Annotated in this window: 14 protein-coding genes; 9 read left to right on the forward strand and 5 right to left on the reverse strand. The window is 63.6% G+C overall.

All coding sequences use genetic code 11. The features are described from left to right. Positions 1-293: 293 nt before the first annotated feature. Positions 294-554: an accessory factor UbiK family protein gene (locus tag L981_RS16040; RefSeq protein WP_043618160.1), complete on the reverse strand. Its 261-nt coding sequence runs from the start codon at positions 552-554 to the stop codon at positions 294-296. A 215-nt stretch (positions 555-769) separates the two neighbouring features. On the opposite strand from L981_RS16040, the gene lgt reads away from it, so the two are divergent. The 6 genes from lgt (at position 770) to L981_RS16070 (ending at position 6,939) form a co-directional block, all read left to right on the forward strand. Continuing rightward, positions 770-1,606 carry a prolipoprotein diacylglyceryl transferase gene (gene lgt, locus L981_RS16045; protein WP_043618090.1) on the forward strand — a complete coding sequence of 279 codons (837 nt, stop codon included), beginning with the start codon at positions 770-772 and terminating at the stop codon, positions 1,604-1,606. Between the two features lie 61 nt (positions 1,607-1,667). After that, positions 1,668-2,771: a class I SAM-dependent methyltransferase gene (locus tag L981_RS16050; protein WP_043618163.1), complete on the forward strand. Its 1,104-nt coding sequence runs from the start codon at positions 1,668-1,670 to the stop codon at positions 2,769-2,771. A gap of 151 nt (positions 2,772-2,922) precedes the next feature. Next, positions 2,923-3,717, forward strand: coding sequence for a peptidoglycan editing factor PgeF (pgeF, locus tag L981_RS16055; RefSeq protein WP_043618092.1), 795 nt, complete (start codon positions 2,923-2,925; stop codon positions 3,715-3,717). Position 3,718: 1 nt separating this feature from the next. Beyond that, positions 3,719-4,870 (forward strand): Xaa-Pro peptidase family protein, encoded by a 1,152-nt coding sequence (locus L981_RS16060; protein ID WP_043618095.1) that lies wholly within the window; start codon positions 3,719-3,721, stop codon positions 4,868-4,870. Between the two features lie 89 nt (positions 4,871-4,959). After that, positions 4,960-5,799, forward strand: a complete 840-nt coding sequence (locus L981_RS16065; protein WP_043618098.1) for a hypothetical protein — start codon at positions 4,960-4,962, stop codon at positions 5,797-5,799. Between the two features lie 207 nt (positions 5,800-6,006). Beyond that, positions 6,007-6,939, forward strand: coding sequence for a ribose-phosphate pyrophosphokinase (locus L981_RS16070; protein WP_034788749.1), 933 nt, complete (start codon positions 6,007-6,009; stop codon positions 6,937-6,939). Between the two features lie 72 nt (positions 6,940-7,011). On the opposite strand, the gene L981_RS16075 is transcribed toward L981_RS16070, so the two are convergent. Then, positions 7,012-8,040, reverse strand: a complete 1,029-nt coding sequence (locus tag L981_RS16075; RefSeq protein ID WP_043618166.1) for an aldo/keto reductase — start codon at positions 8,038-8,040, stop codon at positions 7,012-7,014. Between the two features lie 117 nt (positions 8,041-8,157). Between L981_RS16075 and L981_RS16080 the strand changes: the two genes are divergently transcribed. Further along, positions 8,158-9,063, forward strand: a complete 906-nt coding sequence (locus L981_RS16080; RefSeq protein ID WP_043618101.1) for a LysR family transcriptional regulator — start codon at positions 8,158-8,160, stop codon at positions 9,061-9,063. Positions 9,064-9,072: 9 nt separating this feature from the next. Here L981_RS16080 and L981_RS16085 read toward each other — a convergent pair whose 3' ends face one another. From L981_RS16085 to L981_RS16095, 3 genes are all read right to left on the reverse strand, one after another. Further along, positions 9,073-9,471 carry a DUF779 domain-containing protein gene (locus L981_RS16085; protein WP_043618104.1) on the reverse strand — a complete coding sequence of 133 codons (399 nt, stop codon included), beginning with the start codon at positions 9,469-9,471 and terminating at the stop codon, positions 9,073-9,075. 157 nt (positions 9,472-9,628) lie between these two features. Further along, a complete protein-coding gene (gene adh / locus L981_RS16090) occupies positions 9,629-11,137 on the reverse strand; it encodes an aldehyde dehydrogenase (RefSeq protein WP_043618107.1) in 1,509 nt (502 codons plus the stop codon). Positions 11,138-11,554: 417 nt separating this feature from the next. Beyond that, on the reverse strand, positions 11,555-12,511 hold the full coding sequence (locus L981_RS16095) for a helix-turn-helix domain-containing protein (protein ID WP_043618110.1): 957 nt from the start codon (positions 12,509-12,511) through the stop codon (positions 11,555-11,557). Positions 12,512-12,760: 249 nt separating this feature from the next. On the opposite strand from L981_RS16095, the gene L981_RS16100 reads away from it, so the two are divergent. Together L981_RS16100 and L981_RS16105 are read left to right on the forward strand one after the other, a co-directional pair. Then, positions 12,761-13,942: a benzoate/H(+) symporter BenE family transporter gene (locus tag L981_RS16100; RefSeq protein ID WP_043618113.1), complete on the forward strand. Its 1,182-nt coding sequence runs from the start codon at positions 12,761-12,763 to the stop codon at positions 13,940-13,942. Positions 13,943-14,097: 155 nt separating this feature from the next. Further along, complete coding sequence (locus tag L981_RS16105; protein WP_043618116.1) at positions 14,098-14,706, forward strand: 50S ribosomal protein L25/general stress protein Ctc; 609 nt, start codon at positions 14,098-14,100, stop codon at positions 14,704-14,706. The last annotated feature ends 151 nt before the right edge of the window (positions 14,707-14,857 follow it).

Consider the following 14,857-nt stretch of genomic DNA (forward strand, 5'->3'; position numbering starts at 1 on the left):
AATCATCATTTAAAATCAGTGTATAATGGCGGAGTCAGGCTGCCAGCCCCTCGGTCCAAAAATAGCCGTGAACAATCGCGTCCACGTTGTCATGTGAATGAAGCGGTTGAGCTTAACTGACTCTGCCATAAGGGTTTTTTGGCAGTGTCCACAGGTGGAAAACTTTTCAGGTTTTATTAACCACCCATCATGCCGTTTCAGACCTGTGCGGCTGATCGACAGCAAAACGCCCGCGAAAGAGGTCCGCGGGCGAAGTAAAAACGCTGAAATGCCGTTATTTCAAGGGAATCGCGTTACTTGCCCGTATCGACGAGACGCGCTTCAAGAGCCTCAATACGGGCCAGAAGCGCATCGTTTTCCTCGCGCGCCTTGATGGCCATTTCCTTGACCATCTCGAACTCTTCGCGCTTGACGACGTCGAGCGAATTCAGCGCCCGCTCGGCCTGCGCCCGGAAGGCGGTTTCAACCTCGCGGCGCACGCCTTGAGCGGCGCCCGCAGCATCGGTCATCAGCTTGGCGAAGTCATCCAGCATGCGGTTGGTGCCTGTGCTCATCGTCGCGATCTCCATTTCAGCCATCGCCTCTTAAAGAGCGATGCGGTCCATGAGTTTCAGGTAGGGTCACCGGCCGCCCGATGCAAGAAAAATCACGAACCCCATACCGTCTCCCTTCACGACCCTGTGTCCGGGGCGTGCATCACCGCCCTTGACCAGGGTGAAATCGCTCGCCATGTTCCGCCGAAACAACCGGCCGGCACGAGAAGAATAAATTGGAAACACTAGCGACCCGCCTCGCCATTCTCCCCTTCCCTGAAATCGATCCCGTCATCGTCCAGATCGGTCCGCTGGCCATTCACTGGTACGGGCTCGCCTATGTGGCAGGCATCCTGCTCGGCTGGTTCTACGCGCGACGCCTGGCGATGAACGCGGCACTCTGGCGCGACGACAAGCCGGCAATCACGCTGCAGCAGCTCGACGATTTCCTGCTGTGGGCAGCCGGCGGCATCGTGCTCGGCGGCCGCATCGGCTACATTCTCTTTTACGATCTCGGCTCCGTGCTCGCCAATCCGATCCGCGCGCTGGAAATCTGGAACGGCGGCATGTCGTTCCACGGCGGCTTCCTCGGCACCACGCTCGCGATGATCCTGTTTGCCCGCAAGAACAAGATCGCCATCTGGAGCCTGTTCGACATCGTCGCCGCCGTCGTCCCGATCGGCCTGTTCTTCGGCCGCATCGCCAACTTCATCAACGGCGAACTCTGGGGCCGCCTGTCGTCGATGCCCTGGGCGATCGTCTTCCCGACCGGCGGTCCGTTCGCCCGCCACCCGAGCCAGCTCTACGAGGCCGCCCTCGAGGGCATCGTCCTGCTCGCCGTGCTTGCCTGGTTCATCTATCGTCGCCACGCTTTGAAGTCGCCGGGGCTCGTTACCGGCATCTTCGTGCTCGGCTATGGCCTGAGCCGTATTTTCGTCGAATTCTTCCGCGAACCGGACGCGCAGATCGGCTATCTTGTCGGTGGCTGGCTGACCATGGGCATGCTTTTGTCGCTGCCGATGGCGCTCGCCGGCATCTGGGCCATTGCCCGGGCGCGGCGCGCAGCCGCCTGAGAGCGGATGGGGCAAGGGCGTGCGGCTTTTCCGGCCGCCGCCCGGCGAATTGGACGAAGGCATGACGACACCACTTGCGGACAAGATCAAGGCGCTGATCAAGGCCCACGGGCCGATCAGCGTCACCGATTATTTCTCGCTTTGCCTGGCGGATCCGGAGCACGGCTACTACCGCGTGCACGAGCCCTTCGGCAAGGAAGGCGACTTCACCACGGCGCCGGAAATCAGCCAGCTCTTCGGCGAGATGATCGGCATCTTCCTCGTCCATGCCTGGCAGCAGCACGGCAAGCCCGAGGGTGCCGTGCTTGCCGAAATCGGCCCTGGCCGTGGTACGATGATGGCCGACATGCTGCGTGTCGTGCGCCGTCTCGCCCCCGATCTCTACGCCTCCGCCGGCGTGCATCTCGTCGAGACCAGCGAGCGGCTGCGCAAGGTCCAGTCGGAAACGCTCGCCGCCCATGGCCACAAGGTCGAGTGGCACACGAGCTTCGAGACCCTGCCGGAAGGCTTTCTGCTGCTGGCCGCCAACGAACTGTTCGACGCCATCCCGATCCGGCAGTTCGTGCGCACCGCGCAAGGTTTCCGAGAACGCATGGTCGGGCTCGATGCCGATGACGAACTGACCTTTGCCGTCGGCGTTGCCGGCATCGATCCCGATCTCCTGCCGACGCCGGCCCAAGGTATCGCCGAAGGCACGATCTTCGAGATCGCCCCGGCCCGCGACGCAGTCATGTCGGCCCTGTGCGAACGGCTGAAGGTCAGCGGCGGCACCGCCGTGATCATCGACTACGGCCATATGGCCACCGGCTACGGCGACACACTGCAGGCCGTGCGCGACCACGGATACGATCCGCCGCTGGCCAGCCCCGGCCGCGCCGATCTCACCAGCCACGTCGATTTCGAGCAGCTCGCCCGCCGCGCCAAGACGGACGACGTGCAGATCAACGGCCTTGCCCACCAGGGTGATTTTCTTGTCGGCCTCGGTCTTCTGGAACGCGCCGCATCCCTTGGCCGCGACAAGGATGCGCTGACGCAGGAAACCATCCGCCAGGACGTCGAGAGGCTTGCCGGCGCAGGCGCGGGAAAGATGGGCGAACTGTTCAAGGTCCTGGCCGTCAGCAGCCCGCCGGTTCCGCTCTCGCCGTTCCGCAAACCGAAGCCCTGAACCGCCACCGGACGGCACCCCTGCCGTTCGGGAATTGACAGCCCTGCCGTCGCGGGTCAACATCGCGCCGGCAAATCAAGAGCCAGTCGCCGGGCCGGAGCGCGCCCCCAAACCCATTGATTTTCCTGATAAAGCAAAGGCGAATATACCAATGCAGCATGACGCCGCGCTCTCTCCTGTGCAAAGCTCGCTCTTCAGCGAGAAGGCCGGACCGGCAATCGCCCATGGTTATTTCACCCGAACGGGCGGCGTTTCGGAAGGGATCTATCGCGGCCTCAATGTCGGGCTCGGCTCCAAGGACGAGCGCGCCCATGTCAACGAGAACCGCGCCCGCGTCGCCCGCTGGTTCGGCGCCGCGCCCGAGCGCCTGGCAACCGTGCACCAGGTCCATTCCCCAGACGCCGTGGTGGTCGACGAAAGCTATGACGGCGCCCGCCCCGAGGCCGATGCGCTGGTGACGGCAACGCCCGGTATCGTGCTCGGCGTGCTCTCGGCCGATTGCGGCCCTATTCTCTTTGCCGATGCCGAAGCCAATGTCATCGGTGCGGCCCATGCCGGCTGGAAGGGCGCGCTCGGCGGCGTGCTCGAAAGCACGATCGACAGGATGGTTTCGCTCGGCGCCCGACGCGAGCGCATCGTCGCCTGCCTCGGCCCGTCGATCAGCCGTCGGAACTATGAGGTCGGCTCCGAGTTCGTAGAACGCTTCGTCGCGGCGAACGAAAGCTACGCCTCGTTCTTCCGGCCTTCGGAGCGCGACGGCCATGCCATGTTCGACCTGCCGGGGCTGACGATCAAACGGCTGGTCGAAGCGGGCGTTGCCGCCGAGAATCTCGACATCTGCACCTATGCCGACGAGGAGCGTTTCTTCTCCTATCGGCGCACGACCCACAGGCAGGAACCGGACTACGGCCGACAGATTTCCGCCATTTGCATACGAGGGACCTGACATGGCGCTTCATTTTGCCCAGGAAGAATATGCAAGCCGCCTCGAGCGGCTGACGGAGAAGATGCGCGAGGAGAAGCTGGACGCGGTGCTGCTTTTCGCCCAGGAAAGCATGTACTGGCTGACGGGTTACGACACCTTCGGCTACTGCTTCTTCCAGACGCTTGTCGTCAAGAAGGACGGCTCGATGGTGCTATTGACGCGCTCGGCCGATCTGCGCCAGGCCCGTCATACATCGAACATCGAGCGTATCGAGATCTGGGTCGACCGGGCCAATGCCGACCCGACCATGGATCTGAAGAACCTCTTGAGCGAACTCGACCTGCTCGGCTGCCGCATCGGCATCGAATACGACACCCACGGCATGACCGGCCGCGCCGCGCGCCTGATCGACCGGCAGCTACAGACCTTCGGCGAGCTGATCGATGCCTCGCACCTCGTCGGCCGCCTGCGCCTGATCAAGAGCGACGCCGAAATCGCCCATGTCGAAAAGGCCGCAAGCCTTGCCGACGATGCGCTCGATGCCGCCCTGCCGCTCATTCGTCCCGGCGGCAACGAGGCCGACATTCTGGCCGCGATGCAGGGAACGATCCTTGCCGGTGGCGGCGACTATCCGGCCAACGAATTCATCATCGGTTCCGGCGCAGACGCGCTGCTCTGCCGCTACAAGTCCGGCCGCCGCCTGCTCGACAGCCAGGACCAGCTTACGCTGGAATGGGCGGGCGTCAGCGCCCACTATCATGCGGCGATGATGCGCACCGTCGTCATCGGCGAGCCGACCAATCGCCATCGCGAACTCTACAGCGCCTGCCGCGAAACGATCCAGGCGATCGAGATGGTGCTTCGCCCCGGCAACACCTTCGGTACCGTCTTCGACGTGCATGCCAAGATCATGGACGAGCGCGGCCTTGCCCGCCACCGGCTGAACGCCTGCGGCTACTCGCTCGGCGCCCGCTTCTCCCCCTCCTGGATGGAGCAGCAGATGTTCCACCTCGGCAATCCCCAGGAGATCGAGCCGAACATGTCGCTGTTCGTACACATGATCATCATGGATTCCGACAGCGGCACCGCCATGACCCTCGGCCAGACCTACCTCACCACGACGGACACGCCGCGTGCGTTGTCGCGTTACGGCCTGGACTTCATTTCTGCTTAGGGAAATCCGCCTAGACTTGCGTTCGTACTGGCAGACGACAGGAGACGTTTCAGGAAACTGCCGCGAAGAAACGGACGGACGGTTTGAACATGCGAAAGCTCACCACGCCCATCGTAGCTCTTGGCCTCGCCATTGCGCTCGCCGGCTGCAACAGCACCGAGATGCTGACGCCACAGGTTGACGTCGGCGGAGGGACCTTCCGCTCGCCGCCGGTGACACAATCCGATCTCGACGCCATGTCCACGCAGACGGCTATGGCGCCGGTGCAGCGCGAACCCGTCAGCCAGACCACCGCCTATTCGCCGCAGCCGGCACCCTCGAACACGCCGACGGCCTATGCCAGCGGCGACACGACCTATACGGATCCGGCCGGTACCTTCGAGGGACAGGCGAACCGGCTTGCCGCCGGCTCGGCGCCGGTCCAGAACTCGATCGAGAGCCGCCAGGCACCGGTCGAACAGGCGCCAGTACAGCACACACCCGTCCAGCAAACGGCGGCCGCGGCCGAAGAAATCCAGAGCCAGCCAACCGTCGCCGCGCTGCCGAAGGCAAGTGCTGCCGCAAGCGGCACGATCCGCTTCCTGCCGATCATCGGCGCGCCGGTTCAGGCCGTGACACCGCTTTCCAAACAGCTCGGCGCCGACGCCCGCGCCCGCGGCCTGACGATCAAGGGCTCGGCAGACTCAAGCAGCGAGCATATCCTCAAGGGCTATTTCTCGGCGCTGAAGGATGGCGACAAGACGACCGTCGTGTATGTCTGGGACGTGCTCGACGGCAGCGGCAACCGCCTGCACCGGATCCAGGGACAGGACTCTGTTCCGGGCGGCGGCACGGATTTGTGGAGTGGCGTTCCGGCCACAACCATGCAGGGAATTGCGACAAAAACCATCGACGCCTATCTCGAATGGCGGCAATCTCAAGCCGGTTGACACAAAGTTTTTAGGATATTGGCCTTCGCGGCGCAGCATTCCCCTTGCATTCAAGTTCAGTCTCGCTAAAAAGCGGCCGATCAGCTCTGAACGGCGGCCATCCGCAAAGAATGACCGCGATTGGAATGGCTCTCGGAATCTGCGCGGAAAACACCGCTACCGGAAAAGTACCGGACGGTGACCGCGCCAGCTCAAGGCGGTCCGTCAATGAAGGTTTTCGCAGGTAATTCGAACCGGCTCCTGGCCGAAGCGATCTGCAACTATCTCAACCTGCCTCTCGGCAAAGCGACGGTACGCCGTTTCGCCGATCAGGAAATCTTCGTCGAGATCGGCGAAAACGTACGCGGCGAGGATGTCTTCATCATCCAGTCGACCTCGTTTCCCACCAACGATCACCTGATGGAACTGCTCATCATGATCGATGCGGTGCGCCGCTCGTCCGCTCGCCGCATCACCGCCGTGCTTCCCTATTTCGGCTATGCCCGCCAGGACCGCAAACCCGGTCCGCGCACGCCGATCTCCGCCAAGCTGGTCTCCAACCTGATCACCGAAGCCGGCGCCGACCGCGTGCTGACCCTCGATCTTCATGCCGGCCAGATCCAGGGCTTCTTCGACATTCCGACCGACAACCTCTATGCGATCCCGATCCTGGCGCGCGACGTCAAGGAAAACTACGATCTCAAGAACGTCATGGTCGTTTCGCCCGACGTCGGCGGCGTGGTTCGCGCCCGTGCGCTTGCCAAGCGTCTCGACTGTCTGCTGGCGATCGTCGACAAGCGTCGCGACCGTCCGGGTGAATCCGAAGTCATGAACGTCATCGGTGACGTGAAGGGCAAGGACTGCCTGCTGATCGACGACATCGTCGATTCCGGCGGCACGCTCTGCAACGCGGCCGAAGCGCTCCTGAAGAACGGCGCGACCAGCGTTACCGCCTACATCACCCACGGCGTTCTCTCCGGCGGCGCGGTTGCCCGCGTTACCTCGTCGATGCTCAAGGAACTGGTCATCACCGACTCGATCCAGCCGACGACCGCCGTCCAGTCCGCCCACAACATCCGCGTCATCTCGACCGCGGGCCTGCTCGGCGAAGCCATCAGCCGCACGAGCCAGGAAGAATCGGTATCGAGCCTCTTCGACTGAGCTCGCCCGGAGCACCCGAATTTCTTAGACGCCGGCGCCCCACGCGCCGGCGTTTTTCGTTACAGGACGCGGTTACTTCTCCAGCGCCTGCGCCAGCGGCTGGTCGACGAGGTTGTCGATGAACCAGTTGGGATAGACGGGCACCGGTACCGTCTCGGCATCGAGCGCCGAGATCTCCGCCGCCGTCAGAGCGAGATCGGCGGCGCCAAGATTGTCCTTCAGCTGGTGCGGTTTGGATGCGCCGAGCAGCACGCTGGTCACCGCCCTCTTCGAAAGCAGCCAGGCGATCGCCACCTGGGCGACGCTCGCTCCGTGTGCGCCGGCGATGCCGCGCATGCGCTCCACCAGCTTGAAGCCCTGCTCCTTGTCGAAGGGCAAAATGTCGAAGCCGGAATAGCGGTTGTCCGGATCGCCGAGATTGTCGCGGGTGTACTTGCCCGAAAGGAAGCCCGAAGCGAGCGGGCTCCAGACGGTCAGCCCCAGCCCATAGCGCTGCATCATCGGAATGACATCGCGCTCGACGTCGCGGCCGAGCAGCGAATAGTGCATCTGGCCGTGGCTGAAAGGTGTCAGCCCGTTGGCCTTCTGGATCTCGGCTGCTGCCGCCACCTTCCAGGCCGACCAGTTGGAAAAGCCTATGTAGCGCACCTTGCCGGAGCGCACGACCGCATCGAGCGCGACAAGCGTCTCCTCAAGCGGCGTGTGCGGATCCTCTTTATGGACGATGTAGGTGTCGATCCAGTCGGTTCCGAGCCGCTTCAGGCTTTCGTCGACCGACCAGAGAATGTGACGGCGCGACAGACCAGCCTGGCTAAGCGGCGTGCCGGTGCGGAAACCGACCTTGGTGGCGATCACCACCTCGTCGCGACGGGACTTGAGCGCCGCACCCAGGATCCGTTCCGACTGGCCGGAGGCATAGGCGTCGGCCGTGTCGAAGAAATTGATGCCGGCATCGAGCGCCTGCCCGACAAGGGCATCGGCAGCTTCGGCATCGGTCTTATAGATCGCGCCGAGGCTGCGGTCGCCGGCGGTAAAGGTCATCGCCCCGAAGGCGAGGCGCGAGACCACCAGGCCGGTATTTCCAAGCGTCGTATATTGCATGTCGATCTCCATCCTCTGCGAGACAGGTTGCGGTTGGACAGACCATGCCAAAATGGATTGCCGCGAAAAACCGATGCTCCCTTGATAGGCTTGGAAGAACTGCTTCATAATCGCCAAATGGCGAACGACCCTTTCAACGGACTGAGAGAATTTCTGGCGGTGGCGGAGGCAAAGAGCTTTACCGCGGCGGCGGCGACGCTCGGCGTCACGCCCAACGCCGTCAGCCAGACGATCAGGGCGCTCGAAGCCCGCCTCGGCCTGCAGCTCTTCGTGCGCACCACCCGGCGCGTCGCGCTGACCGAGGCAGGCCTTGCCTTCCTGAAGCGCGTGCGTCCGGCAGCCGCCGAGATCGCCGATGCCTACGAGTTGCTCGGCGACTTTCGCGACCGGCCGATGGGCAATCTCCGGCTGACCGTGCCGCGCATGGCGATCCCGCTGGTGCTGACGCCGCTCCTGCCGCGCTTTCGCCAGGCCTATCCTGATGTTTCCGTCGAAGTCTCCATCGACGATGCGGCCGTAGACATCACCGAACACGGCTTCGATGCCGGTATGCGCATCGGCGAAGCGGTCGAGCGCGACATGATTGCCGTCCGGCTGACCCCGGATATCACCTGGGCCGTGGTCGGCTCGCCCTCCTACTTCGTCAAGCACGGGCGGCCGGCAACGCCCGAGGAGCTGACGCGCCACGAAGCCATTCGCTACCGCTATCCGGGATCCGGCACGATCTATCGCTGGGAATTCGAGCGCGAGGGACGCGATGTCTCCGTCGATGCTCCAGGCGCCCTCACCGTCAATGATTTTCAGATGCTCATGGAGATGGCCGAGGCCGGCACCGGGCTTGCCTATCTCCCGGATCTTTCGGTGCGGGATGCCGTCACGAGCGGCCGCCTCGAACGGGTGCTTGAGGCCTATCTCCCGACGTCGCCGGGTCTCTTCATCTATTTCCCGGCCAAGGCGCAGACGCAGCCGAAGCTGCGGGCCTTCCTCGACCTGGCGGCAAAAGTCATGCGGGAACGGAAATAGGTCCGCGACCTACCGTCCGCGGAAGACAACGGCACAAGCCTCGCCACCGCCAAAGAGCCGCGAGCGCGTGAGGAAGCGCCTCTCCCGTCCGTTGTCCAGCGAGAACATGCCGCCCCTGCCCGGCACCACGTCGATGATCAGTTGCGTGTGCTTCCAAACCTCGAATTGGCTGGCGCTGATGTAGACTGGTACGCCGCCGATCTCGCCGAGCTTCACGTCGTTGTCGCCGACGATGTAGTCATCGGCCGGATAACACATGGGCGACGAGCCGTCGCAGCAGCCACCGGACTGGTGAAACAGGATATCGGGGTGATCCCGCTGGATTTCGGCGATGAAGCCGAGCGCCGCATCGGTTGCACGCACGCGGGGTTCGCCGATTCCGCTGGATCCTATGAGTTCAGTGGACATTCGCGAGCCTCACTGTTCGAGAACAATCTGCAAAAAGCCGGCTGAGGCGCGGGTGGAGAGCACGCCTCAGCCGTTGATCGAGCGAGAGGGAAAGGAGGAGAACACCCTCCCTCCCGCTCCTGTCGCCTTCCCCAGGCGGCGGGGAAGGCAGATCCGATCAGAAGAAGCCGAGCGCCTTGGGGCTGTAGCTCACCAGCATGTTCTTGGTCTGCTGGTAGTGGTCGAGCATCATCTTGTGCGTCTCGCGGCCGATGCCAGACTGCTTGTAGCCGCCGAAGGCCGCATGCGCCGGATAGGCGTGATAGCAATTGGTCCACACACGCCCGGCCTGGATCTCGCGGCCGAAGCGGTAGCAACGGTTGGCATCGCGGCTCCAGACCCCGGCCCCGAGGCCGTAGAGCGTGTCGTTGGCGATCTCCAGTGCTTCTGCCTCCGTCTTGAAGGTGGTGACTGAGACGACGGGTCCGAAGATTTCCTCCTGGAACACGCGCATCTTGTTGTGTCCGCGGAAGACGGTCGGCTTGACGTAGAAGCCTTCTGACAGCTCGCCCTCAAGCACGTTGCGGCCGCCGCCGGTCAGCACTTCGGCGCCCTCCTGCTTGCCGATGTCGATATAGGAGAGGATCTTTTCGAGCTGTTCGCTCGACGCCTGTGCACCGATCATCGTGGCGCTATCGAGCGGATTGCCCTGGCGGATCGCCTCGACGCGCTTCAAGGCGCGTTCCATGAAGCGGTCATAGATGCTCTCCTGCACGAGCGCGCGGCTCGGGCACGTGCAGACCTCACCCTGGTTCAAGGCGAACATCGCAAAACCTTCGAGCGCCTTGTCGAAGTAATCGTCATCTTCCGAAAGCACGTCGGCAAAGAAGATGTTCGGCGACTTGCCGCCGAGTTCCAGTGTCACCGGAATGAGGTTCTGGCTGGCATATTGCATGATCAGCCGCCCGGTCGTCGTCTCGCCGGTAAAGGCGATCTTGGCGATGCGCGGGCTGGTGGCAAGCGGCTTGCCGGCTTCGAGGCCGAAACCGTTGACGATGTTGAGCACGCCCGCCGGCAAGAGATCGCCGATCAGTTCCGCCCAGACGAGGATCGAGGCCGGCGTCTGCTCTGCCGGCTTCAGCACGACGCAGTTGCCGGCAGCAAGCGCCGGCGCCAGCTTCCAGGCGGCCATCAGGATCGGGAAGTTCCAGGGAATGATCTGGCCAACGACACCGAGCGGCTCGTGGAAGTGATAGGCGACGGTGTCGTGGTCGATCTCACCGATCGAACCTTCCTGGGCGCGAATGCAGGACGCGAAGTAGCGGAAATGGTCGATGGCGAGCGGAATGTCGGCGGCCATGGTCTCGCGGATCGGCTTGCCGTTGTCGAAGGTTTCGGCCCGCGCAAGCAGTTCGAGATTGTCCTCCATGCGCCCGGCGATCTTCATCAGGATGTTGGAGCGCTCGGCGGCCGACGTGCGCCCCCATTTCTCGCGCACCGCGTGGGCGGCATCGAGCGCCAGCTCGATATCGGCGGCATCCGAGCGCGCCACCTGGCAAAGCACACCACCGGTCACCGGCGTCGTATTGTCGAAGTAGCGCCCGGCCACCGGCTCGCGCCACTGGCCACCGATGAAGTTGCCGTATTTCTGCTTGAACGGGCTTTCGATGATCTTCTGATGCAACATGGTCATTCCTCCCTGAGACCCAGCAACGGAGCTGTGAGGAGGAAGGTGAAGTTGAACGCGGATCTTCGATAGAGCCGTGCAAGCGGCGGCAAGGAGAACTGTTTCAGAATTGAGACAGCTTGGCGCGGGCGACCGTGCTGCAGTGCGGCAAGGAGGGTGAACCGGGCGTCAGCGTCCGCCCCTCATCCCCCTGCCGGGACCTTCTCCCCGTGATCACGGGGAGAAGGGGGCAAGCCGCACACTCTGAGCCCAACAGCTACCTGGCATTCATCTGCCCGGCATCTCAGGGGGCAAACGCCGTCACTGGCTTTATGAAACCAAACCGGCGGCACGTTGTGTGGCTGCCACCGGCCACGTCCCCTCTCCCCGCGTGCGGGGGAGAGGGCTAGGGTGAGGGGCAACCCTCGCCGGGACGGATCAATTCACCTGGAGCCGCTTCATCTTGCGATAAAGCGTAGCGCGGCTGATGCCGAGCAGGTCGGCGGCCATCGAGACGTTGCCGTTGGCGCGCGACAACACGCGACGGAGCGCCGCACGCTCCGCATCCGGAAGCTCGCCGGCATCACCCGACGTATCTTCCCGCAGCAGATCGGAGGCCGGAACGCCGGCAGCGATGCGTTTGTCGTCGAGGTCTAGCCATTGCCGGGCCGCGCGGGTTGCGCCGAGCACCAGGTCGTCGCGGTCGACGGCGAGCAGCGCGGGGCCGGCGCGGTCGACCGGCACCAGCACGATGCGGGCACTGGCAAAGGCTCGACGGAAAAGTCCGGCCTCGATGCGCGCGGCCGCGTCGCGCACGGCCTGCGACAGGAGCGACATGGTCATTTCGGAGGCGTCCGCACGGCAGGTGGAGATATCGATGGCCGCGGCCAACCGGCCGAGATGGTCGCGGATCGGCGCCGTGGTGCAGCTGAGGCCGATATTACTGCTGAGGAAATGCTGGTCGCGCTGGATGACGACTGCACGCTCGTCGGCGATCGCCGTGCCGATACCGTTGGTACCGACGCTCGCCTCGCTCCAGACCGTTCCCGACCAGAGCCCGAGATCGCGGAAATCGGCATCGTCGCCGACGGCGCCGCGGCGTTCCAGCGCCACACCCTTGTCGTCGGTCAGAAGCAGGCAGCAGCCGGCCCGGCCGACGGTCGCAAACAGCCGGTCGAGTTCACCGCCCGCCTCCAGGATCAATTCGGCCGACCTCTGCCGGGCAAGCTCGAACTCCGCGCCGGACAGTCGGAGCGGCTGGCGCCCCTCTTCGGGTGCCAGCCCATGCAGCGTCATGCACCGGCGCCATGAAGCGGCGATCGGCGAGCTTGCGGCGGCTGACGGCTGGTGCGCAACCTTGTAGACATAGTCCGAATGTTCCCTGACGGCAGCCATCGGCTTCCTCCCTGAAAGCGTCGTCCGGCGGAATATCGACACGGCCGATCTCCCAAGCGGGCCGCATCCACGGGGGCCACTATAGCCGTCGTTTTCCGCGAAGGTCCAGCCAGACGAAGGTTCGAGGCCCGGCACCCGTCAACGAGTTTGATCGGTCGATCACGCCACCGATATCGACAGCGCGCCCGAATGTGCTACGCGAAAGGATCAAATTGCCGCGACTCAACCTCACAACAGCCGGTTGCCGCCATGCTTCGTGACTTTTCGCTCCAGAGCCTGTTCATGGGCCTGCTGATCGCCTTCGTCGGCTTCGCCAGTTCCTTTGCCGTCGTGCTGCACGGGCTGACCGGCGTCGGCGCCAGCGAAGCGCAGGCCGCCTCCGGGCTGATGGCGCTGTCGATTTCCATGGGCCTCTGCGCCATTGTCATCAGTGCCGTGACCCGGCTGCCGGTCAGCATCGCCTGGTCGACACCCGGTGCTGCGCTGCTTGCAAGCGCCGGCGTCGTCGAGGGCGGCTTCAACGCGGCCGTCGGCGCCTTTCTCGTCTGCGGCCTGCTCGTCGTGATCGCCGGCCTCTGGAAACCGCTAGGCCGCCTGGTCTCGTCCATCCCGGCGCCGCTTGCCAACGCGATGCTGGCCGGTGTCCTGCTCAGCCTCTGCTTTGCGCCGGTCAAGGCGATCGCCTTCAATCCGCTTTTCGGCCTGCCGATCCTCATCGCTTGGGCGCTGGTCGGCAGCATCAACAAGCTCTATGCGGTGCCGGCCGCGCTGATCGCCTTCGTGCTCGTCATCACCTTCGGCGTCGAAATCCCCGCCGGCGCCTTCTCCGCCCTCTCATCTGCGCTGGTACCGACCGTCGAATTCGTGGTGCCGCAGTTCAATGTCGCGGCCATGATCAGCATCGCCCTGCCGCTCTTCATCGTCACCATGGCCTCGCAGAACATTCCCGGCATCGCCGTTTTGAAGGTCAACGACTATCATCCGGAACCCGGGCCGCTGTTTGCGACGACCGGCGTCTTTTCGATGTTGAGCGCCCCCTTTGGCGGCCATGCGGTCAATCTGGCGGCAATCACCGCCGCCATGTGCGCCGGCGGCGATAGCCATCCTGATCGCAACCGGCGCTACTGGTCGGCGATCAATGCCGGCGCCTTCTACATTCTCTTCGGCCTCTTGGCCGGCGTCGTCACCACCTTCGTCAGCCTTGCGCCGTCGGTCCTGATCGAGGCAGTGGCGGGCCTTGCCCTCGTCGGTGCCTTCGCCGGCTCCGCCATGGCCGCCTTTACGGACGCAAAGACCCGCGAGGCCGCGGCGATCACCTTCCTGGTGACTGCGTCCGGCGTCAGCTTCGGCGGTGTTTCCGGCGCCTTCTGGGGTCTGATTGCCGGCGGGTTGATGCTGGCACTTGCGCGTTTCACCGCTAAAAAGAGCTGAAACCGCGGCAAAGCTTGCATTTGCAGGGGATCTCGTCTAAGGAGCGCCCGTCCGCGTAGACACCCTTGGAGGCAACGCGGATGAAGTCCTTGCGGCTTCAGTTCTTCCGCATGGCGGTCGAACTCTCCAGCATTAGACATTAGAAAGGTCTATCCATGAGCCACGCATCCTACGAGCTCAAGGCCGAGACGCGCGAACGGGTTGGTAAGGGGTCCTCCCGTGAACTTCGTCGCAACGGTCTTATCCCGGCTGTCATCTACGGTGACAAGCAGGCCCCCCTTTCCATCGCGCTCTCCACCAAGGAAGTGACGATGAAGATCCACGCCGGCGGTTTCATGACCACCGTTGCAACGATCGACGTCAACGGCGAAAAGATCCGCGTCCTGCCGAAGGACTACCAGCTGGATCCGGTCCGTGACTTCACGATGCATGTCGACTTCCTGCGCGTCTCCAAGGACAGCCAGGTTACCGTTGCAGTTCCGGTTCACTTCGAAAACGAAGAGAAGTCCCCGGGCCTCAAGGCTGGCGGCGTTCTCAACATCGTTCGTCACGACGTCGAACTCAACGTTTCGGCCAACGACATTCCGGAATTCCTGACCGTTGACCTCTCCGGTCTCAAGGTCGGCGACGCCATCCACATCTCCAACATCAAGCTGCCGAAGGGCGCGACCCCGGTTATCACCGACCGCGACTTCACCGTTGCAACGATCGTTGCTCCGGCCGGTGGCGTTAAGGAAGAAGCTGAAGGCGAAGCTGAAGCCTGATTGGCCTCTGGGCGACCGGCGAAAGCCGGTCCCGCCGCACTTCATCGAGAGCCCGTCCCATTCGTTTGGGGCGGGCTTTTTGCATTGGCGACAGCCCGCCGCTGCCCGGATGCATCTATGCCGTGCCCCACGAATTATCATGAAGCGATTT

Origin of the sequence: Ensifer sp. ZNC0028, from assembly GCF_000799055.1 — a bacterium.
In the GTDB taxonomy this organism is placed as follows: Bacteria; Pseudomonadota; Alphaproteobacteria; order Rhizobiales; family Rhizobiaceae; genus Ensifer.